The 25423-nt window shown below is 57.6% G+C and carries 26 protein-coding genes; 10 read left to right on the top strand and 16 right to left on the bottom strand.

Translation table 11 applies throughout. The annotated features are described in order from the left end of the window. Positions 1-4: 4 nt before the first annotated feature. Entirely contained in the window at positions 5-910 is a 906-nt protein-coding gene (locus ACNO7C_RS10195) for a glycosyltransferase family 2 protein (RefSeq protein WP_460024973.1), read from the top strand. An 835-nt stretch (positions 911-1745) separates the two neighbouring features. Here the strand turns inward: ACNO7C_RS10195 and ACNO7C_RS10190 are convergent. From ACNO7C_RS10190 to ACNO7C_RS10170, 5 genes are read right to left on the bottom strand one after another with little or no spacing between them, the layout of a single operon-like run. Next, positions 1746-2534: a glycosyltransferase family 2 protein gene (locus tag ACNO7C_RS10190; RefSeq protein WP_460025935.1), complete on the bottom strand. Its 789-nt coding sequence runs from the start codon at positions 2532-2534 to the stop codon at positions 1746-1748. A gap of 14 nt (positions 2535-2548) precedes the next feature. Then, positions 2549-3667, bottom strand: coding sequence for a DegT/DnrJ/EryC1/StrS family aminotransferase (locus ACNO7C_RS10185; protein ID WP_460024972.1), 1119 nt, complete (start codon positions 3665-3667; stop codon positions 2549-2551). Beyond that, complete coding sequence (locus tag ACNO7C_RS10180; protein ID WP_460024971.1) at positions 3668-4696, bottom strand: dTDP-glucose 4,6-dehydratase; 1029 nt, start codon at positions 4694-4696, stop codon at positions 3668-3670. It abuts the gene before it with no gap. Continuing rightward, positions 4642-5052 (bottom strand): acyltransferase, encoded by a 411-nt coding sequence (locus ACNO7C_RS10175; protein WP_460024970.1) that lies wholly within the window; start codon positions 5050-5052, stop codon positions 4642-4644. The genes ACNO7C_RS10180 and ACNO7C_RS10175 overlap by 55 nt, the downstream gene beginning before the upstream one ends. A 53-nt stretch (positions 5053-5105) precedes the next feature. Continuing rightward, positions 5106-6347 (bottom strand): glycosyltransferase family 4 protein, encoded by a 1242-nt coding sequence (locus ACNO7C_RS10170; protein ID WP_460024969.1) that lies wholly within the window; start codon positions 6345-6347, stop codon positions 5106-5108. Between the two features lie 68 nt (positions 6348-6415). Between ACNO7C_RS10170 and ACNO7C_RS10165 the strand changes: the two genes are divergently transcribed. Then, positions 6416-7129, top strand: a complete 714-nt coding sequence (locus ACNO7C_RS10165; RefSeq protein ID WP_460024968.1) for a hypothetical protein — start codon at positions 6416-6418, stop codon at positions 7127-7129. After that, a complete protein-coding gene (locus tag ACNO7C_RS10160; RefSeq protein ID WP_460024967.1) occupies positions 7116-7937 on the top strand; it encodes a hypothetical protein in 822 nt (273 codons plus the stop codon). Before ACNO7C_RS10165 ends, ACNO7C_RS10160 begins: the two co-directional genes overlap by 14 nt. Before the next feature lie 486 nt (positions 7938-8423). Here ACNO7C_RS10160 and ACNO7C_RS10155 read toward each other — a convergent pair whose 3' ends face one another. Next, positions 8424-9083: a hypothetical protein gene (locus tag ACNO7C_RS10155; protein ID WP_460024966.1), complete on the bottom strand. Its 660-nt coding sequence runs from the start codon at positions 9081-9083 to the stop codon at positions 8424-8426. A 379-nt stretch (positions 9084-9462) separates the two neighbouring features. Here ACNO7C_RS10155 and ACNO7C_RS10150 point away from each other — a divergent pair, with 379 nt between their 5' ends. Next, positions 9463-11211 carry a hypothetical protein gene (locus tag ACNO7C_RS10150; protein ID WP_460024965.1) on the top strand — a complete coding sequence of 583 codons (1749 nt, stop codon included), beginning with the start codon at positions 9463-9465 and terminating at the stop codon, positions 11209-11211. A gap of 39 nt (positions 11212-11250) precedes the next feature. Here ACNO7C_RS10150 and ACNO7C_RS10145 read toward each other — a convergent pair whose 3' ends face one another. Both ACNO7C_RS10145 and ACNO7C_RS10140 read right to left on the bottom strand, forming a co-directional pair. Then, entirely contained in the window at positions 11251-11730 is a 480-nt protein-coding gene (locus ACNO7C_RS10145; protein WP_460024964.1) for a type II toxin-antitoxin system VapC family toxin, read from the bottom strand. Then, positions 11727-11960 carry a ribbon-helix-helix protein, CopG family gene (locus ACNO7C_RS10140; protein ID WP_460024963.1) on the bottom strand — a complete coding sequence of 78 codons (234 nt, stop codon included), beginning with the start codon at positions 11958-11960 and terminating at the stop codon, positions 11727-11729. Before ACNO7C_RS10140 ends, ACNO7C_RS10145 begins: the two co-directional genes overlap by 4 nt. Before the next feature lie 268 nt (positions 11961-12228). On the opposite strand from ACNO7C_RS10140, the gene ACNO7C_RS10135 reads away from it, so the two are divergent. After that, positions 12229-12462, top strand: a complete 234-nt coding sequence (locus ACNO7C_RS10135; protein WP_460024962.1) for a hypothetical protein — start codon at positions 12229-12231, stop codon at positions 12460-12462. A gap of 68 nt (positions 12463-12530) precedes the next feature. On the opposite strand, the gene ACNO7C_RS10130 is transcribed toward ACNO7C_RS10135, so the two are convergent. The 3 genes from ACNO7C_RS10130 to ACNO7C_RS10120 form a co-directional block, all read right to left on the bottom strand. Next, complete coding sequence (locus tag ACNO7C_RS10130) at positions 12531-13439, bottom strand: hypothetical protein (protein WP_460024961.1); 909 nt, start codon at positions 13437-13439, stop codon at positions 12531-12533. Between the two features lie 6 nt (positions 13440-13445). After that, positions 13446-13607 (bottom strand): hypothetical protein, encoded by a 162-nt coding sequence (locus tag ACNO7C_RS10125; protein WP_460024960.1) that lies wholly within the window; start codon positions 13605-13607, stop codon positions 13446-13448. Positions 13608-14063: 456 nt separating this feature from the next. Further along, complete coding sequence (locus ACNO7C_RS10120; protein ID WP_460024959.1) at positions 14064-14786, bottom strand: nucleotidyltransferase family protein; 723 nt, start codon at positions 14784-14786, stop codon at positions 14064-14066. A gap of 84 nt (positions 14787-14870) precedes the next feature. Between ACNO7C_RS10120 and ACNO7C_RS10115 the strand changes: the two genes are divergently transcribed. Beyond that, positions 14871-15146 (top strand): transcriptional regulator, encoded by a 276-nt coding sequence (locus ACNO7C_RS10115; RefSeq protein ID WP_460024958.1) that lies wholly within the window; start codon positions 14871-14873, stop codon positions 15144-15146. A 319-nt stretch (positions 15147-15465) separates the two neighbouring features. Here the strand turns inward: ACNO7C_RS10115 and ACNO7C_RS10110 are convergent, their stop codons facing one another. Next, a complete protein-coding gene (locus tag ACNO7C_RS10110) occupies positions 15466-15624 on the bottom strand; it encodes a plasmid mobilization protein (RefSeq protein WP_460024957.1) in 159 nt (52 codons plus the stop codon). A 39-nt stretch (positions 15625-15663) separates the two neighbouring features. On the opposite strand from ACNO7C_RS10110, the gene ACNO7C_RS10105 reads away from it, so the two are divergent. From ACNO7C_RS10105 to ACNO7C_RS10095, 3 genes are all read left to right on the top strand, one after another. Beyond that, on the top strand, positions 15664-15852 hold the full coding sequence (locus ACNO7C_RS10105) for a hypothetical protein (protein WP_460024956.1): 189 nt from the start codon (positions 15664-15666) through the stop codon (positions 15850-15852). Then, complete coding sequence (locus tag ACNO7C_RS10100; RefSeq protein ID WP_460024955.1) at positions 15849-15995, top strand: hypothetical protein; 147 nt, start codon at positions 15849-15851, stop codon at positions 15993-15995. Before ACNO7C_RS10105 ends, ACNO7C_RS10100 begins: the two co-directional genes overlap by 4 nt. 1157 nt (positions 15996-17152) lie before the next feature. After that, a complete protein-coding gene (locus ACNO7C_RS10095) occupies positions 17153-18571 on the top strand; it encodes a zinc ribbon domain-containing protein (RefSeq protein WP_460024954.1) in 1419 nt (472 codons plus the stop codon). Between the two features lie 252 nt (positions 18572-18823). On the opposite strand, the gene ACNO7C_RS10090 is transcribed toward ACNO7C_RS10095, so the two are convergent. Continuing rightward, entirely contained in the window at positions 18824-19258 is a 435-nt protein-coding gene (locus ACNO7C_RS10090; protein ID WP_460024953.1) for a V4R domain-containing protein, read from the bottom strand. Positions 19259-19876: 618 nt separating this feature from the next. Between ACNO7C_RS10090 and ACNO7C_RS10085 the strand changes: the two genes are divergently transcribed. After that, positions 19877-20620: a sugar isomerase domain-containing protein gene (locus ACNO7C_RS10085; RefSeq protein ID WP_460024952.1), complete on the top strand. Its 744-nt coding sequence runs from the start codon at positions 19877-19879 to the stop codon at positions 20618-20620. 2 nt (positions 20621-20622) lie between these two features. Here ACNO7C_RS10085 and ACNO7C_RS10080 read toward each other — a convergent pair whose 3' ends face one another. The 3 genes from ACNO7C_RS10080 to ACNO7C_RS10070 all read right to left on the bottom strand — a co-directional run bounded on the left by ACNO7C_RS10080 (position 20623) and on the right by ACNO7C_RS10070 (position 25414). Then, complete coding sequence (locus ACNO7C_RS10080) at positions 20623-21909, bottom strand: glutamine synthetase family protein (protein ID WP_460024951.1); 1287 nt, start codon at positions 21907-21909, stop codon at positions 20623-20625. A gap of 71 nt (positions 21910-21980) precedes the next feature. After that, complete coding sequence (locus ACNO7C_RS10075; protein WP_460025934.1) at positions 21981-23339, bottom strand: NADH-quinone oxidoreductase subunit N; 1359 nt, start codon at positions 23337-23339, stop codon at positions 21981-21983. Beyond that, positions 23339-25414, bottom strand: coding sequence for an NADH-quinone oxidoreductase subunit 5 family protein (locus ACNO7C_RS10070; RefSeq protein WP_460024950.1), 2076 nt, complete (start codon positions 25412-25414; stop codon positions 23339-23341). Before ACNO7C_RS10070 ends, ACNO7C_RS10075 begins: the two co-directional genes overlap by 1 nt. Between the last annotated feature and the right edge of the window lie 9 nt (positions 25415-25423).

Here is a 25423-nt window from a genome sequence, read left to right as displayed (position 1 = left end):
CGAGATGCCGTCCAGCGTCGATGTCACAGCGATTGTGCCGACGCTCGATGAGGAGGAGGGCATCGGGCTCGTAATAGACGAGCTCAGGGCCAACGGCGTCGATAAGATAGTCGTCGTGGACGGGGGCTCGAGGGACAGGACGCGAGAGATAGCGTCCTCGAAGGGGGCTAGGGTTGTGATGCAGGAGGGCAGGGGGAAGGCCCTCGCGGTCAAGACGGGTTTGAGGTTCGTCGAGACCCCCTGGGTGCTAGTGATAGACGGGGACCACACCTACGACGCGTCCTACCTCGGTGCGATGCTCAGCGCCGCGGAGGGCTACGACGAGGTTATAGGGGCGAGGCTGATAGGCAGGGAGAACATACCCCTCCTCAACCGCTTCGGGAACTGGGTTATCACGAAAACCTTCAACATCCTGTTCGGCACGAGGCTGTCAGACGTATGCTCGGGCATGTACCTCGTGCGGGCGGACGTGCTCAGGGAGGTCTGGTTCGAGGGGAGGAGCTTCAGCATCGAGGTCGAGGTCGCCGCTCACGTCGCCAGCACGTCCCGCAGGATCACAGAGGTCCCAGTCCGCTACCGGAAGCGCAAAGGAAAGCCTAAGCTGGGCATGCGCCACGGGCTCCAGATCATGCTCGACGCGGTGAGGCTCGCCTGGCGCTACAACCCGACAGTCGTCGTCTTCGCCCTGGGCTCCGTGCCGCTGCTGCCGGGGGTTCCGATACTCCTCTGGGTGTTCTACGAGTACGTCTTCCGGAGGGTCGAGCACTTCGTCTGGGCGATCATCTCGCTCCAACTCGTGAGCGTGGGCTTCGTCTCGATGCTTCTCGCGATAGTGTCCCTCTACCTCAAGCGAATGGAGTACAGGCTGACGGAGAGGATCGAGAAAGCAGTTCGGCAACGCCCAAAATGACCCCTTTGAGAGCTTCGTATCAGGGTCCATGCGTGTCAGTGAGGCAGTTTAAAGCCTTTGAGGAGTGGGCTGGGCGTCCTGCTCCTTAGACGTCTACCTGCAGGGGAGGGGTTTAGCCGCGGGGTGGAAGTCAGCGGGATTTTAGAAGCATACTACTGAGCGTTAGGCTACAGGGCTAATTGAGTACATTTTGAGGTACCGTTGGATGCGTGATGCCCAACGTGTACCTCACGAGCACCCTCTCGTAGGCTCCTGATGTGTTCCCGCGCGAGCCCCTACGTCTCCTCGGCTTCACGAGGACTTGCGGCGTCGCTGAGTGGCTCCACAACCGCCGCCTGTTATAGTCGCGCATGGGATGCTTAGGACCATTGTCTTCAATGGTGCTGAGCTTCGGAGGGGACAAATGAGATGCAGAGAAATCACTGCCTTTACTTAGCCCTAGTGACTTGTTACAATACGGAATATGCTTGTCGAGCAAGTTTTCAAAAATATCAATTGATTGGAAGATGCCATTTCAGGAGTATTTGTTGCTGATACAGAGCTTACTTACAAGTTTTAGCCGGAGACAGCTATTTAATAGGGGCTTGTAACCGTGTAAGCAGAATGGGGAAGTACACGTTTTAACTGACCCTCTGAGTCCATGTGCATGATCCTTCCGCTAAGCACTGAATCCGATGACCAGCCCAAAACTTTCTCTTTGGCACTTTTAAAGACTAACTCAGCTTAAGGTTTTAGGCACTCTTCGTGGGGAAAACTCTCTAGGAAGCTATGGACGTTATTCTTAGTCAATCACTCTGGCAGTATTACTTTACAGCGTAAATTGCACACGCCTATTTCACGGATTTTTTACTAGTTCTCTTAACATGAAGAGGATGTACCTTCTCTGAAATGTAGAGACAAACTTGCTAAGATCGTGGTATTTCTCCACATCTGAAGACAAGTAACCTTTTAGCATAGCGAAACCAATGCGAGGTGAACGCAAAGAGAGTAAGGCAACTCTACCCAGAACATACAAAGGATCATAGTTAAGCGCTCTCATACCTTTCCCCCAGTAGTAGGCTTTTCTTGAAGAAAATTGCGTCCTTCGTTGTAGCTTGAACCTCACGTCGGGATAAACCGCAACCGTCTTGCCCTGAGAGAGCGCCTTAAACACCACATATGCCTCAAAACCGTAGTTTTCCGGGTACTTGAAACCGATAGATCTAAACCATTCAGAGTCGATAACCCTGCCAGACCCTCGAGGTGAAAACGACCTAGCCCTTTCCCCCTCAGCGACTCCAGACGCCATCACTACGCCTTCACGCTTCATCCTGCGCGTTATCTCCTCGATGTAGTGCGGGGGGTAAACGGCTTCACTACCACTAACCATCACGTACTCCACGCTCACATTCCTTAAGATATCGAACCCAGCATTGATAACCTTAGCAAGCTCTGGCCTACCGACCCAACTATCTTCATGCCTAGGCAGGTTAACCACGACGTCAGCATGTTTTGAGGCTAGTTCACCCGTTGCGTCAACGCTACCATCATTCACCACGACGATGAAGGGAGGGGAAGTCTGATTCACTAAGCTTACCAATGTGTTCTCGATGTATTTCTCCTCATCACGAGCAGGTATAACCACTCCACACAATCGCTTCATCCGATCTTCCTCAGCGTGGTTTTTAAGGCATTTGCTATATATTCAAAATCGGAATATTCCAAATCGGAGTAGAGAGGAAGCGTTAGCGTTGTAGTTCTTAGTTCCTCCGATACCTTAAGTGAACCTAGATTGCTGTAATTGCTAAAGCTTGGCTCCAAGTGGAGAGCATATGTTCCAATTTGGGATTCAATCCCATACTCCTCCCTCAAGCTTCGCATAATGTGATGCTGGTAAGAGGCGTACTTTCTGGGAAGTTTGACAACGAAGGATTGGTAAGTGCATCTACTATCGTTGTCCTCTTCAATAATATGTAGAAAAGGCATTAAGTCTTTTAAAATTTTAATATATATCTTTGCTATTTTTCTGCGTTTCTCGATAATTTCTTCTATTTTTCGTAGCTGAATTAAACCTATTGCTGCCAAGATATCTGGCATCCTGAAATTAAGTGAGTGTTCGACAAACCTTCCAGATTTATCTCGCCCGTGATCTCTTAATATAAGTAACTTCTCATATAATTCTTCGTCATTAGTAACGATCATGCCTCCTTCTCCCGTAGTCAGAAGCTTTCGAGGATGGAAGCTATAACACCCTACATGCCCGAATGTGCCTGCATGCCTTTGCTTGCGCAAGCTTCCAAGGGCTGTTGCTGCATCTTCAATTAAGTATAGGTCTTTCTCTTTCACAAAATCTAGAAATGTCTGCAAATCAAGTGGGTATCCAAATGGATGAACAACTATTATACCACTAGTATTTTGGGGGAGGTTTTCCTTCACTAGATTGAAGTCTATCCCGTAGTTTTTGGGATCAACGTCTACCAATACGGGTTCTAGCCCAGCCTCTATCGCAGCATTAGCGGTAGCGGGAAAGGTAAAATCAGGGACAAGAATTTTATTGCGCAATTTGAGAGCCTTTAATGACAAATATAAAGCAGTTGTACATGACGTGACAGCAACAGCATATCTGGCTCCAACGTATTTAGCGAATTCACGCTCGAATAATTCAACGTAGGGACCTTGAGTTAGCCATCCAGACTTGAAAACCTTTCTTACCTCCAGTAACTCTTCTTCACCCAATTCTGGTTTGATTAGAGGGTATTTTATCATAGGATTAAACACCTACGTGACATTGTACACTTCCTTATAAAATCTTATAGCGTCTTTAATAGCGTCCTCCAAACTTCTCTTCGGTTGAAAGCCTAAGAGCCTTCTCGCTTTGCCAATATCCGCGCAGTGCCTCCGTACATCTCCGGGACGAGGCGGTTTGTGAATTATTTTTCCCGTGTAGCCTAATAGTTTAGCTATCATGTAAATAAGGTCTTTAATACGAGTTTCTCTCCCCGAAGCGATGTTTATAGCCTCTCCTTTCAGCCTATCACATTTCGCAATGGATATTGCGGCTTCGCATGTATCTTCAACATGTATGAAATCGCGTGTCTGCAACCCATCGCCATAGATTTCTGGTGGCTTGCCTTCCAGAATTCTCCTTATAGTCCTAGGAATTACAGCTGAGTAGGAAAAATCGTTTTGTGCAGGTCCCACATTGTTAAAAGGTCGAATTATTCTCACATCGATGCCATAAGTCATGTAGTATGATAAAAGCAGTAGATCCTGGGATGCTTTACTTGCACCATAGGCTGTAGAAGGCTCCAGAGGGTGGTTTTCATCCATCGGAACGTATTTTGCTGAGCCGTAAACTTCCGACGAAGAGAAATGAATTAGTGTACTGTAGTAGTCCCTTCTCAGCAACTCTGCGAACACTGATGCTATCCGCACATTTGTGTCGTATACAAGTTTGGGTTGTTTAAGCGATACTGGAAGTGGTAATATCGCTAGGTTAAAAACTAAATCGATATGTTCACTCCTTATTATTTCTGCCATTTTTGCGTAATCTGAAGCATCAGCTATTATCAACTTGTATCTTTCGGCTGGAAGGCTTTTCAGTATCTCTAATCCCCACTGGTTTCCACCCATTTTCTTTAGGATGAGATTATCAACTATTATAATTTTTTTACAGCTATGTTCGATCAATTTTTTAACTAGGTTACTACCGATGAAGCCCGCTCCTCCTGTAACCAAAATCGTTTGGTCGACTAAGTATTTTTCCTTATCGGAACACATTTTCCATCCCTTCTGTAAATACTCCACGCAGGTACACTCTGCGACACAACTGCATATGCTTGTATGATTGAGTGATCACCTATTATAATTTCTCCGTTTCTTTTAGGAACTATTACTGCCCCATGTCCAATGTGTACATTCTCTCCTATCACAACTTTTGAAACTATTTTTTCACCGATCCCGATATCTCTCAACATCGTGTTGTGCGTATAAATAGCCGCGAAGCTAGCGACGACGGAGTTTTTACCGATCACTATTGGAGCATTTAAGCCTTCCAGCAGACAATAATATCCAATCCAACTATTCTCTCCGATCTCGACATTTCCCAATATTATCGTTCCAGCACCCACGAACCTAGCTTTTACGTTGCTCTTTCCGCTCATTTTCTCACTTTTTTCAGGAAAATACTGTGGGCGATATAATTATTATTGGCGCTCTAGAGTTGCCCTAGTATACGATCGTATATGTTGATCAACATGTTTATTCTGCGTTCGAGGCTGAAATTCCTTTCAACATACATGCGAGCATTTTTTCCCATCTGCCTCCTTAATTCCGGGTCGCCTAACAGTAAAGCTATATTGTCTGCTAACGCCTCAATATCGTATGGCTCAACTAGGTACCCAGAGAGCTTATCTGCAATCTTAACCTGACCAGTGCGAAATCCTATCACCGGTTTACCGCAAGCCATAGCCTCGAGTGCAGCATAACCTTGCCCGAAAATAGTCGGATCTACCACAATATCACTAGCGGCATAGAAAAAGGGCATCAGGCTCCTGGGCACTTGACCCACGAATCTCACGTTTCTTTCTATGCCGAGATTATTTGTTAGACTCTTTAAATAAGACAGGAGAGGACCGTCACCTAAGATTAGGAATATAGTGTTGGGATGTTCCTTAACTACCTTAGAGGCGGCCCTTATGAGTAATTCTACTCCGTAAATTCGGTGAAGGTGTTTTGGAAATAAGACAATATTTTGATCCTCTTGTATACCGAGTACACGCCTCACAACGCTACCGTTAATGCTAGGATGGAAACGGGAAGTATCGATTCCAGGTGGTAAATAAAATACTTTCTGCCTCTCATGATCACCGATAAGTTTTATCACAGTCCAATAATGGTTTAAAGCGCTTGCAATTATCGCATCTGCATTAGAAAGTGCTTCCCGAACTAGATCGGCTGTCCGTCGCGACGTAAGTGCACCATAGCCACTATCAGGATCTGCTTGTACATCACGCCCCCATACTGAGATAACTAAGGGCCTTTTTGTCTCTCTTTTAGCTAGCAAGCCGACAAAACCTTCGGGATAAGCAAAGTGCGCATGTATAATCGTAGCGTTAGTTCTCCGGATAATAGTTGTAACACGAGATGCATACAAATTCTCCCAGTAGATTAAGTAAATTTTCCTGAGTAGAGAGGGTGCTGGATATTTAGGCAAGTTTTTAATAACCATCCTAAAGGCATCTAACGAGATGTAACCACCGAGATTATGAAAATGAATGCCATAGGATACTTCATAGCTATGGTCGAAGAGCGATGATCTCACTACATGGACTGTTAAGCCTTTCTTTGCAAGCATGAATGCTTCATCAAATATAAACGCTCGCGACATTTCTCTAGGCGTTGTTCCGACAGGACCTGCTACTACCACGAGCTTGATGCTTTTATTGTGGCAGCTCACGTTACCCCTCTACCGCAATAAAGGAAAGCTTAAAAAGGTTTCAGAAATAATGCTCATCTAGCCTGCACATGATCTTGCTAAGGCATGACGTCGACACCATTTGGGGGTTACGAAAGGGTGTGCCCATAGTTTCGAGGCTAGAGGACAGGTTCGACGTTCGAAGCACCTTTTTTGTGAGGGCTAGGGTTCCGAAAAGCGAGTCGGACTGGAGGATGCTTTTGGAGCTTCAGGGCTCTGGGTGGGAAATAGGGTTGCATCTGGATAACACCGACGGCAGGGAGAGCCTCCCTCCCCCGGAGTGGGAGTTGAGCGTGCTGCGTGAACACGGGTTGGTTGTCAACGGCGTGACTCCTCATGGAGCGGTTATCGGTTGGAACAATCCTCCTGTGAACTGGCTTGTTATGGATAGGCTTGGCTTAAGGTACATGGAGGGGTACGGGGACCCTCCTAGCACGGTGAAGACATTGGTTATTAACACGCACCTCAGCCTCGACTTGCACTACATCAAACGCTACGGGGTTGAGAAAGGGTACAGGTTTTTCAAGAGTGACTTAGAGAGGAGACTTAATGTCGATGGTTATGCTTCAGTTTTGACGCACCCGGAGTGGTTTGTGCGGTCTGTTGGGGTGCAGGGTTCCGGTGTTTACGCTAAGGCCGCGAAGCTTGCTATGACCTTGCTTGGGTTGCGCAAGCTTACACGTGTGTACGAGCTCTTCCTCAGCGAGTACAGCAGCTTTTGCATGAGATACATTGATTGGGTGATGAAGCATGCTCAAAGTTAGAGTGATCCGCGCGCCTAATGAGTGGCTTGAGGACTTCAACTTCTCTGAGGAATACCTAGCTTGGGTGGACGGCGATGTCTTTACTTGGTGGCAGAGGTACCCGGACGTCGTGCCCCGCTACAGGTACCCCATGGTCTGGGATAATATGGCTGTGTGCGAGTTTGAAAGCTTTGACGACTGGTGGAAGAAGGTAGGCAAGAAAACCAGGAATACTGTCAGGAAGGCTGAGAAGAGGGGCGTTGAGGTCAGAGTCGTGAAACCTGATCGCGATTTCTTCCTGGGAGTCACGCGCATCTATAACGAAACGCCTATTCGGCAGGGCAAGTACTTTCGGCACTACGGCGTAACTTTTAGAGAGGTTCTTGAGGGCTACAAGAGGTGGCTGGATGAAAGGAATGTCTATATAGGTGCGTATTGGCGGGGTGAGCTGATAGGGTTTGTACATCTAGTTATGACAGATAAGTATTGGCTAATGAATCAGATCCTGAGCTACGTTAAGCACAGGGATAAGACGCCGAATTACGCGCTTGTAGCTGAGGCTGTAAGGTACTGCTCCCGCACACCCTTAAAAAGAATAGTATATGGCAGGATGCAGAGCGGAGATCTAGGGAGGTTTAAAATGAATGTCGGCTTTGAAAAGAAGCTTGTTCCACGTTATTTCATCCCCCTTTCGAGGAAGGGACAGCTTTTCATCAAGCTAAGACTTTATAAGCTTCCATACGTGCTTTTGGACAGCACTCCAGAGTCTCTAAAACCGGTAATTAGACCTTTATCGAAACTCATCTTCTCCGACAGATTCTCGCTCTGAAAATAAACGCATCTAAATGCAGCAGATGAATTAACGGAGGCCTGAAATTTGAAAAGCAGATTCACTCGAATCGCGGTTTTGAGGAAACAAATGAAAGCACTTTCTGTTGCTCGCAATCTGCGGCTGTCTGCCACGAGGCTATGGTTTGAGGTTCCCTATGCTTTACGAGTGATGACAAAGCAGGAGCAACAAACTTCAATGAGGCGAGAACTAAAAGCTATTCGTGGTCTTTGACTTCGAAGAGGTTGGTCTCGCGCTTCAAGAGGGGCTTGCGGAGGCACGTGAATGATCCGCCGGCTACTGTCAGGGTGAACGCAATCCTGCCGAGGTGAGCTCGCGTACCCGTGGGTGCTTGAGGCGCTGTCGAGGTACGAGCTCGTGGACATGGCGACTGCATACAGGATGGTTGCCTCGGGCGAGATCTGACGCCGGGAAACACCCGTAGGCTTGAGCCGGGCTCCGGTGCCTCTTTTCGTGCTTCGAGCTTCACTTCTGCTGCCTCTGCTCCTTCATCCTCTTGTAGGCTAGGCCGAGCATCATCGAGGCGTATATGTGCAGCTTCCAGGCTTCGGGGTGCTCCCCGTACTCCCTCACGGCCTTCCTGGCCAGCTCCAGCAGCTCCTGGGCTTCCTCGAGGCTCAGCTCCTCCTTCTCGCTCTTGTCTAGGAGGTCGGCGAGCCTCTTCCACTCCTCCCGGGTGAAGGGGTTCGAGACGGCGAGCCTCATCAGGTTCCTCGCCTCGACCAAGGCTACGCGGGCGGCCTCGGGCTTCAGCACGCCCTCGGAGACGAAGTAGGATGCGAGGAACTCCTGGTAGCTCACGAAGGCGTCGGCCAGCCTCTCGAGCTTCCTGCCCACCATTGCTTCGAGCCCCGAGATCCTCTCGGCGAGCTCTGAGGTTCTACTGTCGAGCTTCTCATCAAGCCTCTTCAGCTCCCTCTCGACGCCGTCGAGCCGTTTTTCGACGGCCTCAAACCTTCGGTCTACATCGGTGAACCTCTCGTCTATTTGCTCGAATCTTTTCTCGATATTGGCGAACTTCAGATCTATTTCCCGGAATTTGCCTCCCAGCCAGTAGGCTAGGGCGATGATCGTCGCGAGCCCTCCTACCCCTCCGATGGCCGAGAGCACGCTGAGGATATCCACGGCTCTCCTACCAGCTATTCGCGTTTAAAGTATTTATACCCTTGCGCACCTTACCTTTCTCCCCGTGTTAGCTTTATTTCCCTGAGATATAACTGCTTGCGAGGGATTCAAGAGCTCTCGCGCTAGGTTCGAACATGCCCAGTCAGTTACACTTACCTGCTTCAACCCCTGGCAGCTCGACCTTGCAGGCATTCTTCAGCTCATACTTTGTTGCAGTGAGAAGCTGTGAAGCTCACGAACTCTGCGAAGATCTCCCAGATCCTCCCTTTCAGGGCTTGGGCATCCAGGCACCTAGAGCGCGGATCGGGCGTTGTTGGCGACCCGGAGTGTGGTGCGGTTAACTTTATCTTGGTAGGGTTTGGAGTCAGGCTTGGTCTTGATGGGCTACAGGGTTGTCGTCGCATCGATTGCCTCGCGTAAGGCGCTCGCGATCGCGCGGTCCCTGAGGGCGGCTCTTGGGGCTGAGGTTGTGGGTGTGTCCCACAGGAGGCACCCCTTCGCCTACTCGCGGCTTTTCGACAGGGTTGTGGTGCTGGAGGGCGCGTCGCGTGGCGGGGCTGAGTGGGGGCTTGCGGTGCTCGAGGCTGCTGAGGGGGTTGGGGGCGACGCGGTGGTGCCTGTGGACTTCCTGGACGTCCTCTCGCTCTCGCGGGTTAAGGGGCGCGGGCGGGTCGCTGTTATCGCTCCGGACTACGGGCAGGTCGTGGCCGCGTCGAGCAAGGCGGGGCTCGCGGAGCTACTGGGAGAGAGCCTCGTGCCCGCTTCGGTGGTCGTCGGGGACGGCTCGGGGGCTGGGGCTACCTACAGGCTTAGGCCGCCGCTCGTGGTGAAGGGCTTGAGCGACGCGGCTAGCCCGGAGTTCTTCCCGGACGTGGAGGGGGCCGTGGAGGCAGCGGCGGCGAGGGCCCCGTGCCTGGTTCAGGAGTACGTGCCGGGGAGGGGGAGGGGGTACGAGGCGGTCGCCTTTGAGGGGGAGCCTCTGCTCGAGTTCACGCATGAGAGGGTTGTCGAGTACGATCCCGGGGGCGGTGCGAGCCTGGGGGCAAGGGGGCCTGTCCTGGACCCTAGGCTCTACGAGGTCGGCAGGACAGTGCTATCGAGGCTCCGTTGGACCGGGCCGCTGATGGTTGAGGTCAAGTGGGTGCCCGCCGAGGAGAGGTACTTAGTGGTGGAGCTGAACCCGAAGTTCTGGGGTAGCCTGGACCTCCCTGTCTCGCTCGGCTATCACTTCCCGGCGGTTCTGGTGAAGGCGGCGCTGGAGGGGGTTGACTCGGCTCGGGCGTTCGCGAGGGGGCTGAGGGTCGGGGCTGGTGAGTTCTACTGGGTTCTGGACGGTTTCAGGTACGCGGCCAAGCTGCCCGGGACGTGGCTCCGCATGGCCTTGAGGGCTAGGCGGAGCGACGTGAGCTTCTCGGATCCGGCTAGGGTCGCGGCCCAGCTGGCTGTGGCTGTGGGGAGGCTCGGGGCGGAGCGGGAGGACTGGCTGCGCTCCCTTGAGAGGGACTACGCCAAGCTGAGGCGATTCTACGGGCGCCTCGCGGATGCCGGGAGGCCGCTCATAATCCTCGATTTCGACGGGGTGATCGTGAGGCTTGGTGTCGACTGGAGGCGAGCTTACAGGGCGCTGGAGGGGCGCGGCTTCAGGAGGCCCTGGGAGAGCGTGACGGGGATGCTGCGGAGGCTCTGGATGGAGGACAGGAGTAGGTTCGAGGAGGCGTCGCGTCTACTGCAGAGCTTCGAGGAGAGGGCACCGGCGGAGCGCCTGCTGGGCGGCGGGGACCTAGAGGGACTTGAGCTCTGCGTCGCCAGCATGCAGCCCGTCTCCGTGCTGAGGAGGCACCTGGGCGGCGTCAGGCTCTACGGCCGGGACAGCGGCTACGGGCCGTTTAAGTCCGAGATGTTCAGGGCCTGCGTGGAGGAGCTGGGGTGGCGTGGGCCCGTGGTGGTGCTGGACGATGACCTGTACAACTGCGTGACGGCGCTGAGGATGGGCTTCTACCCCGTCAGGGTGGTTAGCGACGCGTACAGGGCGGTGGAGGCGCTTAGGGTCGGCATCCTCCCCGTGGGCATCGAGGATCTGAGGGGCTTCCTCGGGTTGCTCAGGCGGCTCCAGGCTCGACCCGGGTAAAGGCCTCGCCCCGTCTACTTAACGCTTCTTGTAGCAGTGCTATGGGATTACTTTAATGCCTTTTACGTGCTTGAAGTCTTCGTCGAATGTTGCTATGGTAGACACGCTGAGCCGGGATGCTACGGCAACGTGCATCGCATCTGCCGGTAGCAGGCCGTACTTTTCCACGTAGCGTGTGCTAACAAGCCAGTCGGTGTGTAGGATAGGCTCCACTCTTAAACCTCCTTCTGACAGCTTCTCGATGTACCTCGATAGCTCTTCCAGGACAGTGAAGCACTTCGCTCTTAGAGCTTCGTCCTCCCTGAGGGCTTGCCTGATCCTCCAAACGTTCGCGGTGCCTAGAAGGTAGCTAGCCTGAGCAAGGAGGAGTTTAAAGGAAACCTCCTCTAGCACTAGCGGCGTGATGTAGGCCTTAAGCCCGCCGGATTCAACCGCTTCCAGTATCTCCTGGGCCTCCTCGGCGCCTGGCTCGTCGAGTAGCAGCTTGAGGAACACGGATGAATCTAGGAAAATCTTCAACCTTTAAACACCGAGTATGCTTCTTCCAGCTCCTCGTAGGAGAGCCTGCTCTTTACGAGCCCTCTCATCCGTGAGGTCATGGAGGGCCCATGAGGGGTTGCGAAAGACTCCATGGCTCTGCGTAGGGCTTCGCTCGTTGTCATGCCTAGTCTTCGAGCCTTTTCCGCAAACCTTCTGAGTAGCTCCTCGTCGACCCTAACGTAGAGGCCTCTCTTCCCCACGTTTATCACCGTGTATACATCCGGGCCTAAGTGTATATACACTTTACGATTGACCGCGCATAAATCGATCTCATAAGAAAGGTCCTGAATATTCCCGAGTGCGTTGAACATCGTGGTATTTCCCAGTACCGCTGTCATGCTGTAGGGCGCTAGCTTGAACTAGCATAGCTAACGCGTTATGGGAGTTTTGGTGAGTGATTCTAGCAAAATTGATAATAAGGCTTGCGGGCTAAATTGCAGCATGGGTACCGGTGGTTTGAGCGGAAAGGGTGTAAAGGTGAGCTTGAGCGAGCACATCCTCGAGTTGCTGATTGAGGGTAAGGTGAGGGTGGCCAGGGGTAGGAGGCTGAAGCTGGGGAAGTACAGAATAGTCGGGAGGTACGCGAGGGTGCGGAGACTTGGCTCCTCCTTATCGCCCCCTGCTGGCCCCCTTGAAGTCGTCGTCATCCTTCTTCAGCCTCGGGGTCGCCCCACGGGGGCGTCGCATCGCCCTCTTCGGGCCTGCCCCTAGCGGGGCTTCCGGGGAGGAGCGTCCGGCGGCCGCCGCGATGCGCGGCGGCCAACCGCGGGCCGGGGCCTCTAGCCGCCCTGTGGTCGCTGGAGGCCGTAGCGCTTCGCCAGCTTCCCTGCCAGCTCCTCGACCTCGCTTTCCCCTATGAACAGCTTCAGCGCGTGCAGGGCTGGAACGCTGTCCCTCTCAAAGGCCCTGCCGCAGCCCGTGCAGCGCATCACCCTCGTCCTGCCCCTCTTCTCTGCCTCCTCCAGCTTGCTCCCGCAGAGCGGGCAGCGCTTCGAAGGTAGTGTTCTCTCGATTACTGGGATGCCGTGGAATCCCAAGGCGTTCTCCAGCCTCCCCGCGAAGCTCCTCAGTGTTCGCTGTAAGCCGTTGTTGCGGAGCGACTCGTCGAATGGGACGTCGATGAACACTATCGCCCTCTTTCCCCTGAGCTCCTTAGCCACCTCCGCCACAGCTCTGAGCACTGCGGCCCTGCGGCGCCTGTGTGCTTTTTTCAGCGCGCAACGGGCAGTGGCCCAGGCGCCGGGGCTCCTGGACTTAGCCGCGGCTCGCTGGAGCTCCTTGATCCTCCTCCAGTTCACCTCAGGCACCTTGAACCTGCGGATCCTGAAGCCACCGTCGCTGAGGTCGTACACAAAGAGAAGGAAGCCGTGGCTGCTGTTCACGTCGACTGCAGCGATCACTTCGAGGTTTTCGAGCAGCTCCTCCACGCTCAGGCTGTGCGAGCAGTGGAGCACGACGTTTATCTCTCCATCTCCCTTGATGGTGACGTACCTAGTCAGCCTGCCGCCGCTGTCACGGCAGGCCTCCTCCTGCCTGTGAAGCCACTCCAAGCCGCGCTCGGGCAGAGGAATACTGCAGGTTCTCCTGTAAACCCTGACGACCAGCTCATTTTCCCGAAGGTCTGCTCCCTGTTGCCTCAGCGTCCACGACAGCAACGGGAACCTTATGTAGCTTTTCCTCTTCGGCACCCTCGGCTACACGACCTTGCCGAACGCGTCCCTGTAAGCCCACGGAACAGCCCTCCAAGCCTCCTCCAGCTCCTCGCCGTTGAGGCCGAGCAGCCTCCGCCAGAACCTCAGCGAGGCCTTGGGCTGGTAGACTCGCTCGATGAAATCTTTGAGCTCTTTGGGTAGCATCGCACTGAACCTCAGCACTCTGAAGTAGCAATGCTACTTTTTAGTTTTTCCCTGTTTTCTTCCCGTGTTCGACTCGTGTCTTCCCTCGATTCCAGTGGAGTTGGCGGGGTTGAGGCGGAGATATTCGATCACCGCTTGCAAAGCTCAAGCTCTTAGCCGGCACAGCTGTGTGAGCGCTCATAACCTCCATCCCCGCCCGTAGTTGTGATGGTCGAGGTCAGCGGGGAGGTCTGGGACTGCGTCGCTAGGTGGCTCGGGCTGACCGGCCTCGCTAGGACGCTGTGGCGCCTGAGGTAGTCTAAACCGCCCAGCAGGGCCTTCGGCACGAGTAACACGAGGTAACAGCAAACGCCCTAGAGAGGCTCCGCTCAGCTGGCCTCGTGAGGGAGGCCGTCGCCGGCAACGTCCGCTACCTCTACTTCACCGAGAGGGCCTGTAGCCCCTCTTGCTGCTCGGCTACGGCGCCGAGGAGCTAGTGTGCGGTGAAGCTGCCTTGAGGTAGGGTATCACGCTTTTCTCAGCCTCCTCGATGTCCTTGTGAGTGTCGATGCTCTTCCACGCTACGCTGTCGTACTTCACGGCTCTGAGAAGCCCCTCCCTAGCCACCCTCGGGAAAGCCTCCCTCTCGATGTCCCCCCTCTCCGGCAGGTACTCGAAGACCCTCGGCGTGAAGGCGTACACCCCGGCGTTGATCCAGTACTCCCTCAGCAGGGGCTTCTCCACGAAGCTCCTCGCAACCTCACCATCTGTCTCCACGACGCCGTAGGGGCTTGGGAGGGGCACGAGGGCGATGCTGCCCACAGCGCCCCTAGCCTTCTCCACGAGCCTGGAGACGTCGAGGTTCGTCAGGACGTCGCCGTTCACCACCACGAAGACGTCCTCCCCTTTCAGCAGGGGTTCAGCGTTCTTGAGCGCGCCGCCGGTGCCGAGGGGCTCTTCCTCCACGGAGTAGTACACCTTCACGCCGAGCCTGGACCCGTTCCCCACGATCTCGAGGAACTTCTCCTTAAGGTGCCCAACGCACATGATGAAGGTCGAGACACCCTGCCTCCTCAGCCACTCAACCTGCCATACGACGATAGGCCTGCCGGCAACCTCCACGAGCGGCTTAGGCCTGTCGTTCGTCAAGGGCCTCAGCCTCTTGCCGAGCCCGCCCGCCAGGATAACAGCCTTGAGCATACGAGTGGAGAGCGGCTCCCCTCAAGATAAATTTTTCCTGGATAGGCGACAAAAATATAAATTGTGCAATCGCTGAGTAAGCGTATGTCCAGAGACCAGCTCGTCGGGGCAATCCTGCTCGTAGCGTCGATAGCCGTGATCCTCGCCTACGCGTGGCTCGTCTTCCTCACACCCTGGAGCCGGCTCGTCGTGCAGATAACCCTCTTCCTAGCCGTGGCCGGCGTCTTCGGCATCCTAGCCTGGATCGGCTACACCCTCGCAACCACCCCCCCACCCAAGCCCATAGAGGAGATCGAGAAGGAGATCGAGGAAGAGCTCAAGAAGCTCGAGCAGGAGCAGAAGCAGGAATCCCAGCAATAACATCATTATTTTTCAACATAACATTATTTTACTGCAGTATAACAATGTGACTTTCAAAAATAACAATCTTATACTAGAATAAAACAATGTTGCAGAAGCACTGTATCCCCTTTGAGTAGCAATGGTGCTTTTTAGCTTTCCCTGAATTCTTCCCGTGTTCGACCCGCGCTTTCTCTTGCTCCCCCGCAGGCTTGAGAGGGGATTGAGGAGAGTGTTCGAGTGCGGGCTCTGGAGCTGTGCAGTCACAGTGGCTGTGAGAGGCTCCAGCCGGCATGCTCGCTGGGGTAGAAGGGGAGGGGAGAAAAAGGCTTTGCTGTTTTCAGCCTAGGAGCTTGATGCGGAGGTACTCAGAAAGGCTCAGGCCCCTCTCCGCGGCCTCCCTCCTCAGCCTCTCCTTCTCTGCCGGCGTCATGCGGACGCAGATAGTCTCCGAGCGCTCGAGCGCGACGCATTGGCATAGCCCCGGCGAGCACAGCATATGTGAACGCTTATAACCCTCCTCTCACGCTTAGCGGTGATGGTCGAGGTAGACAGGGAGGTCTGGGAGAGCGTCGCCAGGTGGCTCGAGCTGACCGGCTTGACGGCGACGCTTTGGAGGCTCAGGCAGCCCAGGCCCCTCAACAAGGCCTTCGCCGCGAGGAACACGAGGCACATCACCTCGGCGCTGGAGAGGCTCCGCTCAGCCGCCTCGTCAGGGAGGCGGTGATCGGCGACACTCGTTGCGTCTACCTGACGGAGAGGGCCTGCGGCCCCGTGCCGCTCGGCTGCAGCATCGAGGAGCTGGCCTGCGGCGATGCCGCTTTGAGGCTTATCAGGCGTGGAGCCTCAGCTGCCTCCGGTGCAGCATGACCGTAGCGATGTGCGTGCATATTTTTGCCTTCCTCACGTAGCCGTAAGCCCTGGAGAAGCAGTAAGCCTCCAACAAAGTGTAACATTGTTATACTTTCGGCGTAATCATCGGAATGAATATTAACCCCCTCCGCACAGGGAAACATGAAGCCCGCTGCCGCACGCGTGGCCGGTGAAGGGTGATCCGGCTTTAGCGGCACGGGCTACAGGGTGCTTCCCCGAGAAAACTGGCGCCGCACAGGGGGCGCCTGCACTCTCGGGGAAAAGATAGTGGGCGGGAGGCGTTAAGCGACTAGCATGCAGACGCCGGCCCCGGGCACCTAGGCTACGCCGACCCCAATGCACTAGCGCTCAGGGGGGAGTGGCGGCGGAGGCGAAGGGCCGGGGCCGCCGAAAAACAACCCCTTTTTCTCCCCCTCTAACCCACCATTCCACGCTCCTCAGGGACGTGGTGGGAGCGGGTTAGAGGGGGAGGCCGGACCCCCGCAAGGGGGCGGCGGGCTACGTCCGTGAGGCGCCGCGCCCCCAGGGATCCCCACGCGGGCTCCCAGCGCGGCCGCTGAGGCGTGAAAGTGCCGGCATTCGGGGCCGCGCTCCGCTCGTAGGGGCCCGGCTCTGGGCCGGTAGTGCCCGCCCGCAAGCCGGCTGCCCGAGGCCCGCGCCCCGCTCCGCTCGCAGGGGCCTGGGCGCGGGCTAGGGCGAGGGGCTGTTTTCGGCGGCTCTCCGGCTGCTCCCCGCCCCCTGGCAGCCGGCCCCCTGCCCTCGGGGGTGGACGGGCCGCTAGCGAAGCGTTGGCGCCGCCGGGCCTGGGCTGGCCTCGGCGGGAGGGCCGCAAAGCCGCCCACGCGCCTGGGGCCGCGCGCGGCAGGCTGGGGCTTCACAGGATGTGAGAGTGCGTTGCATGTGGCGTTGACGGCAACACACCTAGCACGATGAACGCTAACTTGCTCTAAGCTTCGCGCTGAGCTCGGTCACTGCTCGCCGCTACTCGTAGCTCTGCTAATGCTAGCGTAGCTCACAGTGTGTGAGACGCTGCGCGGCGCCCCTGCGGGGGGCTGGGCTTTGGCTGCGGCTCCCCCGCACCTCACGCCTCCGGGCGTGGGGGCGGACGGGGGCCGCGGCGCTTGCCCGGCTCCCCGAAAGAAAGGGGTGGGAGTATGAGTGGTGAGAGTAAGAGAAACGGGAACAGGGAGGGTAAAAACAACAAGGGGCTTGTCGATAGCTACAGGGTTTGGCGTGTCAAGACCAGCAGGGAGGAGAGGCTGAGGCTTCAGCGGCTGTACGTGAGGCTTTCGAGCGCAGTCAGGCAGGCGTGCAGGGTCCTCGAAGAGAGGTATGGCGACGCGTTCAGGGGGGAGCCGGAGAAGTTCGGTAACGAGCTGGTTGAAGAGGCTTCGAGGATTTCAGGGTTGCCGAAGAACATCCTCAACTACGCCGCAGAGTGGTGCAGAGTGGTCAGGGAGGCGAGGAGGGAGTCGAAGAAGCGCGTCAGGTTCACCCCGCCGCCGGTGCCCCTGTCAGTAAAAATAATTGAAGGTAGTAGGAGGCTGCACGGCAAAGGCGGCGCCGCTACGGTGCTCGACGCCTCCAAGAAAGAGCTGCGCATCCCCAGCGCTGGCATTGTAATAAAAATGAAGCCGTCCTCGATTAGAGCGGTGCTGGAGGACGTCCAGAGGTTCAGGGACGTTAAGCTGACTTTGCAACTAACAGCGAGGGGCAGGCTGAGGCTGGCTGCGCACCGCGAGACCAAGCCGGCGTGGTGGAGCGGCAACACAAAGCTGGCCATCGTAGCGGTGGACGTGAACTCTAACCACGGGCTGTACTTGATGGCCTTCACGTTCGACAGCGAGGTGAGGCTAATGGCGCAGCGCGTGTTTAAGCCCCCCAACACCACCATGCTGAGGCTTCTCGCTGCTGTTATGCGCAGCTACTCTAAGGTTAAGAGCTGGGGTGAAGCTGTCGAGAGGTTCAGGGAGAGGAGGGACGTCGAGGAGTTGCAGAGGGGAGGAAGGGGCTCCGCGGTGGAGGGGGCGCTGAGGCTCGCTGAGCGCCTAAGGGCGAGGCTAAACCTGACGCCGGAGCGCGCCGAGAGGGTTGCGAGGCAGGCGTCGAGGAAGATGAAGAGGGTGAACGAGGACTGGATCCGTAGCACGCTCAAGGAGGTGAGGAGCCTGATCAGAAAGCTCAGGGACCAAGGCTACACCGTCGTACTCGTTGCGGATGTGCCCCGGGCCGAGTCTCTCAAAGGCTCGGGGCTACAGAGGACGCTGCTGAGGGTAGCGGAGAGGCTGGAGAACCTGGCGACATACGAGGGGGCGAGGTGGTTCGATCCGGAGAACAACGTCAGCGGGAAGCGTTGCCCAGTGTGCGGCTCGCATGGGGTGGAGCTGGGGAAGCGCTACTACCGATGCCCCAGGTGCAACGTAACCTACGGCAGGGACTGGGCGGCCTGCGCCAACGCGGCGAAGCTCTTCCTAAAGGCCTGCGATGCAGAGAAGCAGCTAGAAGCTCTGAGTAGCTGGCTACGCACCTCCAAGGCGCTGGTCCACGGAGCGCCTAGAAACATAGCGAAGTAGCCCAGCGAGGCGCCAGGCCCCGGCCCCAGTTCCCGGCACGGCCCCACGGCCGCTTGCCGGGTGCCGCGCGCGGCGCGAGGAGGGGATGTGCCCGCGGCGACGCGGGCTGAAGGCCGCTAGGATGCGGCCCGCCCCGAAAAGGGGCGACCCATGACCCTAGGGGGCCCTCAGAAAGGTGAAGGGGGCAGATGAGGCCAGGCGCGGCCTACCTCAAGGCCTTCCTCGGAGATCAAGCCTAGAGAGGCCGGCTCCTCACACTCTCCTCGTGATCACGAACTCGCAGTAGGGGTCTCCCCTCTTTATGCACTTCGTCTCGCGGGGCTCGACGCCCTCCCTGCCCACGCCCCAGCTAGCAGCCACGAAGCCAGCGAGCAGGCCGCGTATCATCATGCTCTCCGCCTCCTCTATCTCGCCGAGGTGCTTGCACTCGACACTGTCGTACACCCTCGCCACGAACTTCCAGTCCGTGAACTCGGCGACCTCGAGGACGCCGTAGCCCGTAAGCCTGAACACATGCTCGAGTAGCCTCGCCTGATCCTCGCGCCTCCTAGCGAGCCTCGAGTAGAACTCGCGGTGCATCGCGGCGCCAGAGTCGAAGAACGTGTGGTAGAGGATGTAGCCGAAGCCCGTGCCCATATGCCTCCAGCCGTAGAGTAGGAACCCTCGGAGGGGCGGCTCCTGAAGCATAACGGCGCGGATACCCCCAGTAGCGGCGGGAAGCCCCAGGCGTCGACGGCAACTCCCTCGGCCACCGGCGGGGAGTACTCGACTCCTTTCACGTAGGGCGCCCTGGCCAGGCACTCCCTGATCCTCTCGACTGCCTTGCTGTCGGGCGGCTCGCAGGCTATGAAAGCCCAGAAGGGTTCGCCCGGGCTCCCGCTTACGTGCAAGCTCAGGATGGGCGTGTCGTTGCTCGCGAAACACTCAGAGATCCTCGCCAGAACTCCCCTAGCCGTCAGAGCCTCGGGCGCGAAGTCTACCCTGAAGGCGTGGGGCCTGCCTCCAGGGATGACTACGATCCACCCGCTATGGAAGGGTAAAAATTCCGCCCCCAACCCCGTTGCATGCATATCGCGTAAAATGTGTCAGGGTTCCTTATATTCCTATCTTTTCATTTTTGTGAGGAAAGCACTTTCCATAATAAAGATAATGTCCTTTTCGGCATTACTCTGGTGAGGAAAAGTGAGTCTGGGCTTATTTAGGCCATACGCTAGTACCATGCTACTTTTCACTACCTGTGATCCCCCCTTTGGTCGGGCGATTCTTTAAATAGGCGGGGCGCGGTTTGCGTATGAGGTGTGAGCGGTGCCGGGTACTGCTCTCGAGAAGTTCTATGTGGCTGTCACGGAGCTCCTGGGCCAGGTTTTCTTCTCGGAGGAGGGGAACCTCGAGAAAGCCGCTGGGCTCGTCGCGGAGTCGCTGGCTAGGGGCGGGTTCGTCTACGTCTTCGGGACTGGCCACTCGATGATCATGGCGCTTGAGATGTTCTACAGGGCTGGTGGGCTCGTCAGGGTTTACCCGCTCTTCGACCTCAGCCTCTCGGGCCTCGGTGGGGCTTTGAGGAGCACTTTCCTCGAGCGCACGCTGGGCTACGCTAAGGCTATCCTCGACTCGGTCCCCGTGTACCCGAACTCCGTCTTAATTATCGTGTCGAACTCGGGTAAGAACGCGGTGCCTGTTGAGATGGCCGACGAGGCGAGGAGGAGGGGTCTGAAGGTGATAGCTGTGACGAGCGTCGAGTACAGCAGGAGCGTCCCGGCCTCGAACCCCCTCGGCAAGAGGTTATACGAGCTGGCGGACGTCGTGATCGACAACAAGGTGCCGGCGGGTGACGCCGTGCTGAAGCTGGAGGGCTTCCCGCAGAGGGTCGCGCCCGTTTCTACCATTGTGTGCGCCTTCATACTGCAGTCCATCGTGGCTAGGGCTGTGGAGATACTCCTGGAGAGGGGCGTCGAGCCCGAGGTGTGGATGAGCTCCAACGTGCCCGGCGGGGACGAGGCGAACAGGAGGTTCCTGGAGAAGTACCTCGAGAGGCTGAAGCCGCTCTAAGGCTACCTGTCGAAGTACCTCCTCAGCTCCCACTCCGTAACCTCCGTCTGAGAAGGGGTTGCGCCCGTGGAGCTGATGTAGCTCTCCCACTCCTCCAGCTTGGAGGCGGCGAGCAGCTCTATGGCCTTCCTGCCACCGCCTTCAGGGAGGGTTGCGCTACTAGCAAGGCTCGCGGCTTCGTGGAGGGTACGCGGGACGGCTTCGAGGCCTGCCAGCTTGTAGGCGTTCTCGCTACATGGGGGCGGGGGCTTGAGGCTCCTCCTCAGCCCGTCGGCGCCCGCTGAGAGCACGGCTGCCAGCGCGAGGTACACGTTCCCTGAGGAGTCCGGTAGCCTGTACTCGACGGTCCCCGAGGCGCCTCTTGGGCCCCTCGGTACCCGGACGAGGACGGACCTGTTCCCCACACCCCACGCGACGAGGACGGGGGCCTCGAAGCCCGGGATGAGGCGCTTGTAGGAGTTGACGGTGGGGTTTGTGAGCAGAGCGTTGGCCCTGGCGTGGGCGAGGAGGCCTGCTATGAAGCTGAGCCCCTGATCGGTGAGCTGGCCGTCCTCTACGAGGATGTTCGACCCGTTCCTGTGGGCGCTGAGGTGCAGGTGGAGGCCGCTTCCGGGTAGGCCTGTGAAGGGCTTGGGCATGAACGTCGCGCTTAGGCCCTGCTGGGCGGCCTTGTGCCAGACAACCTTCTTGATGAGGAGCAGGGCGTCGGCCGCCGCTAGGGGGCTCATGGGCTCTGGGAGTAGCTCGTACTGGCCCGGCCCAACCTCGTGGTGCGCCGAGTGCACACCTATGCCAGCGTTCTCAAGCTCCTCTATCACCCCGGCTAGAAAGGAGGAGGCTGTGCTGCTGAGGGGTGACCAGTAGTAGCCGTTGTCCGCAGGCTTGTACCCGCTGGTGAGGTAGAACTCGACCTCGAGGCCCACGAGGGGGTCGAAGCCCAGGTTCTCGGCAACTTCCCTGAGGATGTGGCGGGGGTAGGTGGGGAGGGGCTTTGACCCGTAGTAGAGGTCTCCGACGAGGATGGCTGTTCTGCCTAGGGGTGAGTTGACCAGCCTCAGGGTGGAGGGGTCGGGTATGACTGTGAGGTCTGAGTCTTCGATGCTGGCTAGGCCTACTGAGTAGCCGTCCACCCGGAAGCCCCCGGCGAGCGCTTCGGGGTTCTTGGCCTTGAGCACCCTCTCGTGGATCCTCCCGTCCAGGTCCTGGAAGACGACGGAGAAGTACTTCACGTCGCCGTGGAGGGCAAGCCTTTCAAGGGCCTCTCGCTCAAAGGCCTCTGCTACCCGCATATACGCCTACTGAGGGAAGGTTTGAAAAGCTTTACGGGTGAAAAGCTGTAAAAAATTCCGAGCCTCCAGCTTTACGGCTGTATGAACAGCGGGATCAGCGCGGCTACAACCGTAATAGCGGCGCAGGCCTCCACCGCCGCGACCGTCGCCCTGTAGCCCTGCAACCTCACACTCCCCGGCTCGAAGTATATGGCTTTCAGGAGCCTGGCGTAGTACGCGGCCGCAATGCCCGTGTTGATGAGCGCTAGGGCTGTCAGCCACGGGGCCGCGTACACGGGGGCCAGGAAGAGGTACAGCTTGCCCCAGAAGCCCGCGAGCGGCGGCAGCCCCATCAGGCTCAGGGCGAGTATCGCCGCCGAGGCCGCAAGGGCCGGGTCTGCCTGGGAGAGCCCTCTCAGCTCGTCGAGTGCTGGGGGCTTGTCGCCGTGCCTGCGCACCGTCCTGGCGAGCAGGAAGAGGCCTGTCTTCGCGAGCGAGTAGGCTAGTAGCTGGAGCGCGAGGCCGTAGAGGGCTATCCTCCTCGCCTCGGGGACGGCGAGGGCCGCTAGGCCCACCAGCAGGTAGCCTGCTTGGGCTATGCTGCTGTACGCAAGTAGGCTCTGGAGCCCTCTCTGAAGCAGCGCTGTCACGTTGCCGTACGTCATGGTCAGGACGGCTAGAGCGCCTACGAGCAGCAGCCACTTCTCCTGGGCCTGGGGTATTAGGATCGATGAGAGCTTGTAGAGCGCGAGTATTGTAGCTGCCTTGGAGAGCGGGGCCACGGCTGAGACGGGGAGGGGGTCTGAGTAGCCGTAGGTGTCGGATAGCCAAGCTTGGAAGGGGAATACGCCTATCTTGAAGCCGACTGCCGCTAGCAGGAGCGCCGTGGCGCCCAAGCCGGCCGCGAGCGACATTGAGGCAGGGGGGCTCAGCTGCAGGCTCCCCGTTGCGACGGCTACTACCCCGAGCGAGAGCAGCAGGAGGTTTGAGGCGGCTAGGCTCATGAGGCCGTACTTCGCGGCTCCCGAGGCGGAGTATGCGTCGCGGGGTATGGCTATCAGCGCGTAGCTCGAGACGGAGAATAGCGTCCACGAGGTGAAGAGAACCGGTATGCTACCCGACCACGCTACCCCCAGTAGGCCCGTCACGCCCGCGATCGCGAGGATGTAGGCCCCGTTCTCGTACCTGTACTCGCCCGCCGGCCCCCAGAAGCCCGAGACGCTGATCAAGGCGTCGAGCAGGGCTATGACCGCCACCGCAAGGGAGAACCAGTCTGCCGCGACCTCGCGGTCCTGGATCGGGGTGAGGGTTAAGCTGTAGAGCGTTAGGGCTAGGAGCAACGCTAGCGCCGCCACGGCTGTGGCGTGGGCCAGGACTCCCCGCTTACCTGCGAAGAGCAGGGCAACGATGGCTACCGACGCGACGCCCAGGCTAGCGTAGACTGCTCCCATCACCTGAACCACCCCGCCAGCACGAGTAGCAGGAGGATTGAGGCGCCGAGCCAGAGGTAGATCAGGTAGTGTGGGGCTCGGCCTGTCTGCATCCTCCTGAGGCTTGACCATAGGGCCTTGAAGAGGTTCACGAGGTGGGTGTGGAGGAGCGCGTCGTAGCCGGGTTCGATGAGCCTGTACGCTATCCTCGAAAGGCCTGTGAACGCGGCTGGCAGGGCCCTGTGGTAGAGCGCGTCCACGAGGCCCGAGTCCACGAACCTGTACGTTAGCTCTGAAAGCTTCCTGAAGCCCGCGACGATCACCCTGTAGTAGACTGGGTTTATGAGCCACCTGTCGTAGAGGAAGCTGTGGATTCCCCTCAGGAGCCCGCTCTCCCTAACCCTCGCGTAGGGGTTCCATGCCCTGAAGGCGTACAGGTACAGGGTTGCTAGGAAGCCTAGGAGCGCTAACGCTAAGGTGGCCTCTGTGGCCCCTGCTATGGGCGTCGCCTCGGACAGCGGGGCGCTCTGGGTGACTCCTAGTGTGTGCTCAAGCGTGGACTCGAAGCCCTTGCTCACGAAGGGCCAAGCTATTCCGAGCCCCAGGCTGAGCAGGCCCAGCGTGAGGTAGGGCGCCAGCATCGCCGGGCCGGGCTCGTGGGCGTGGTGCTCGCGCGGCGTTCCCGCGAACACCCTGGCGAAGACGCGGGCCGTGTAGGTGGCCGTGAGCCCAGCGGTTACGACGGCCAGCATCGTGGGGACCAGCAGTCCCGCCTCGGCTGACAGGTGGATTATCTCGTCCTTGGTCCAGAAGCCCGCGAAGGGAGGTATCCCGGAGAGGCTCAGCGCCGCGAGGAGGAACGCCGCTGCTGTGAGCTTCATGGATGAGGCTAGGCCACCCATGTCGTCTATGAAGCGGCTGTGCACCGCGTGTATCACCGCTCCGGCCGCCAGGAAGAGCGCCGCCTTGAAAACCGCGTGGCTCATCAGGTGGGCTAGACCCGCTGTGAGGCCGCCTATCGACCCAAGGGCCAGGGTGCCCACGGCTACGCCCATGAACATGTATCCCAGCTGGCTCGCCGTAGAGAACGCTAGGATGAGCTTCAGCTCCCTGCTGACGAGCGCCATCGTAGCCATCATGAACGCCGTGAAGGCGCCGATAAGGGCGAGGCTCTCGAGGAAAGAGGGTATGGCTTGCGGCGCGCCAGCGGCTGCCAGCGCCGCGTGGGCGGCCACGAGGATCGGGGCGAAGCGGAGAAGGAAGTACACGCCCGCCTTGACCATCGTAGCGGCGTGGATCAGAGCACTGACAGAGGTTGGGCCGGTCATCGCGGTGACGAGCCACTCGTGGAAGGGGAACTGGGCGCTCTTGGCCATGGCGCCGAGGAAGAGCAGCCAGAGGAAAGCGGGCAGGACACCCCTAGTGAGCAGGCTTGCGGCCCACGTGCCCCGCGCGACCTCGCTCAGGAGCGTTGTCCCGAGGAGCGTGTGCAGCGTCGCGACCCCGAATACCATGCCGACGTCGCCTAGCCTCGTGAAGACTAGGGCTCTGAGCCCTGAGTGGCTGGGCTCGAACCACATGGGCACGCCTAGCGCCCTGCGGCCTGGGTCTCCGACCCACCTCTCTTCCTCGTCTGTGAACCAGTGGCCGATCAGCGCGTAGCTCGCAAGGCCTGTGCCCTCCCAACCTATGAACATGGTGAGGAGGTTGTCTGAGAGGATGAGGAGCATCATGCTGCCGACGAAGAACGTGAAGAAGAGCCAGTACCTCGTCTCTCCCCCTTCTCCGCGCATGTACTCGTAGCTGTAGACCGCTATGAGGAAGCTGAGCCAGGAGACCACGGCCGCCATGATCGAGGAGAGGCCGTCGAAGAGCACGCCGATGTTGACGCCCAGGGTTTTGACCCACTGGTAGTGCGCTTGGACCTCGTGGCCCTGAGCCACCTCTAGGAGGCCGACGGTCGAGGCTAGGGCTGAGAGTAGGAGCGCGGTGATGGAGACCAGTGACTTGGCTCGCCAGGACGACTTGCTGAGCACCATTACGGTTGCGGTCGCGAGGTAGGGTGCGAGCCAGGCTAGTAGTAGCGCTTCCTGCAACGTCCTTCA

This window comes from Infirmifilum tikiterense (assembly GCF_054696565.1).
The sequence above is the reverse complement of the archived record's forward strand: the minus strand, read 5'-3'. Positions and strand labels throughout refer to the sequence as shown.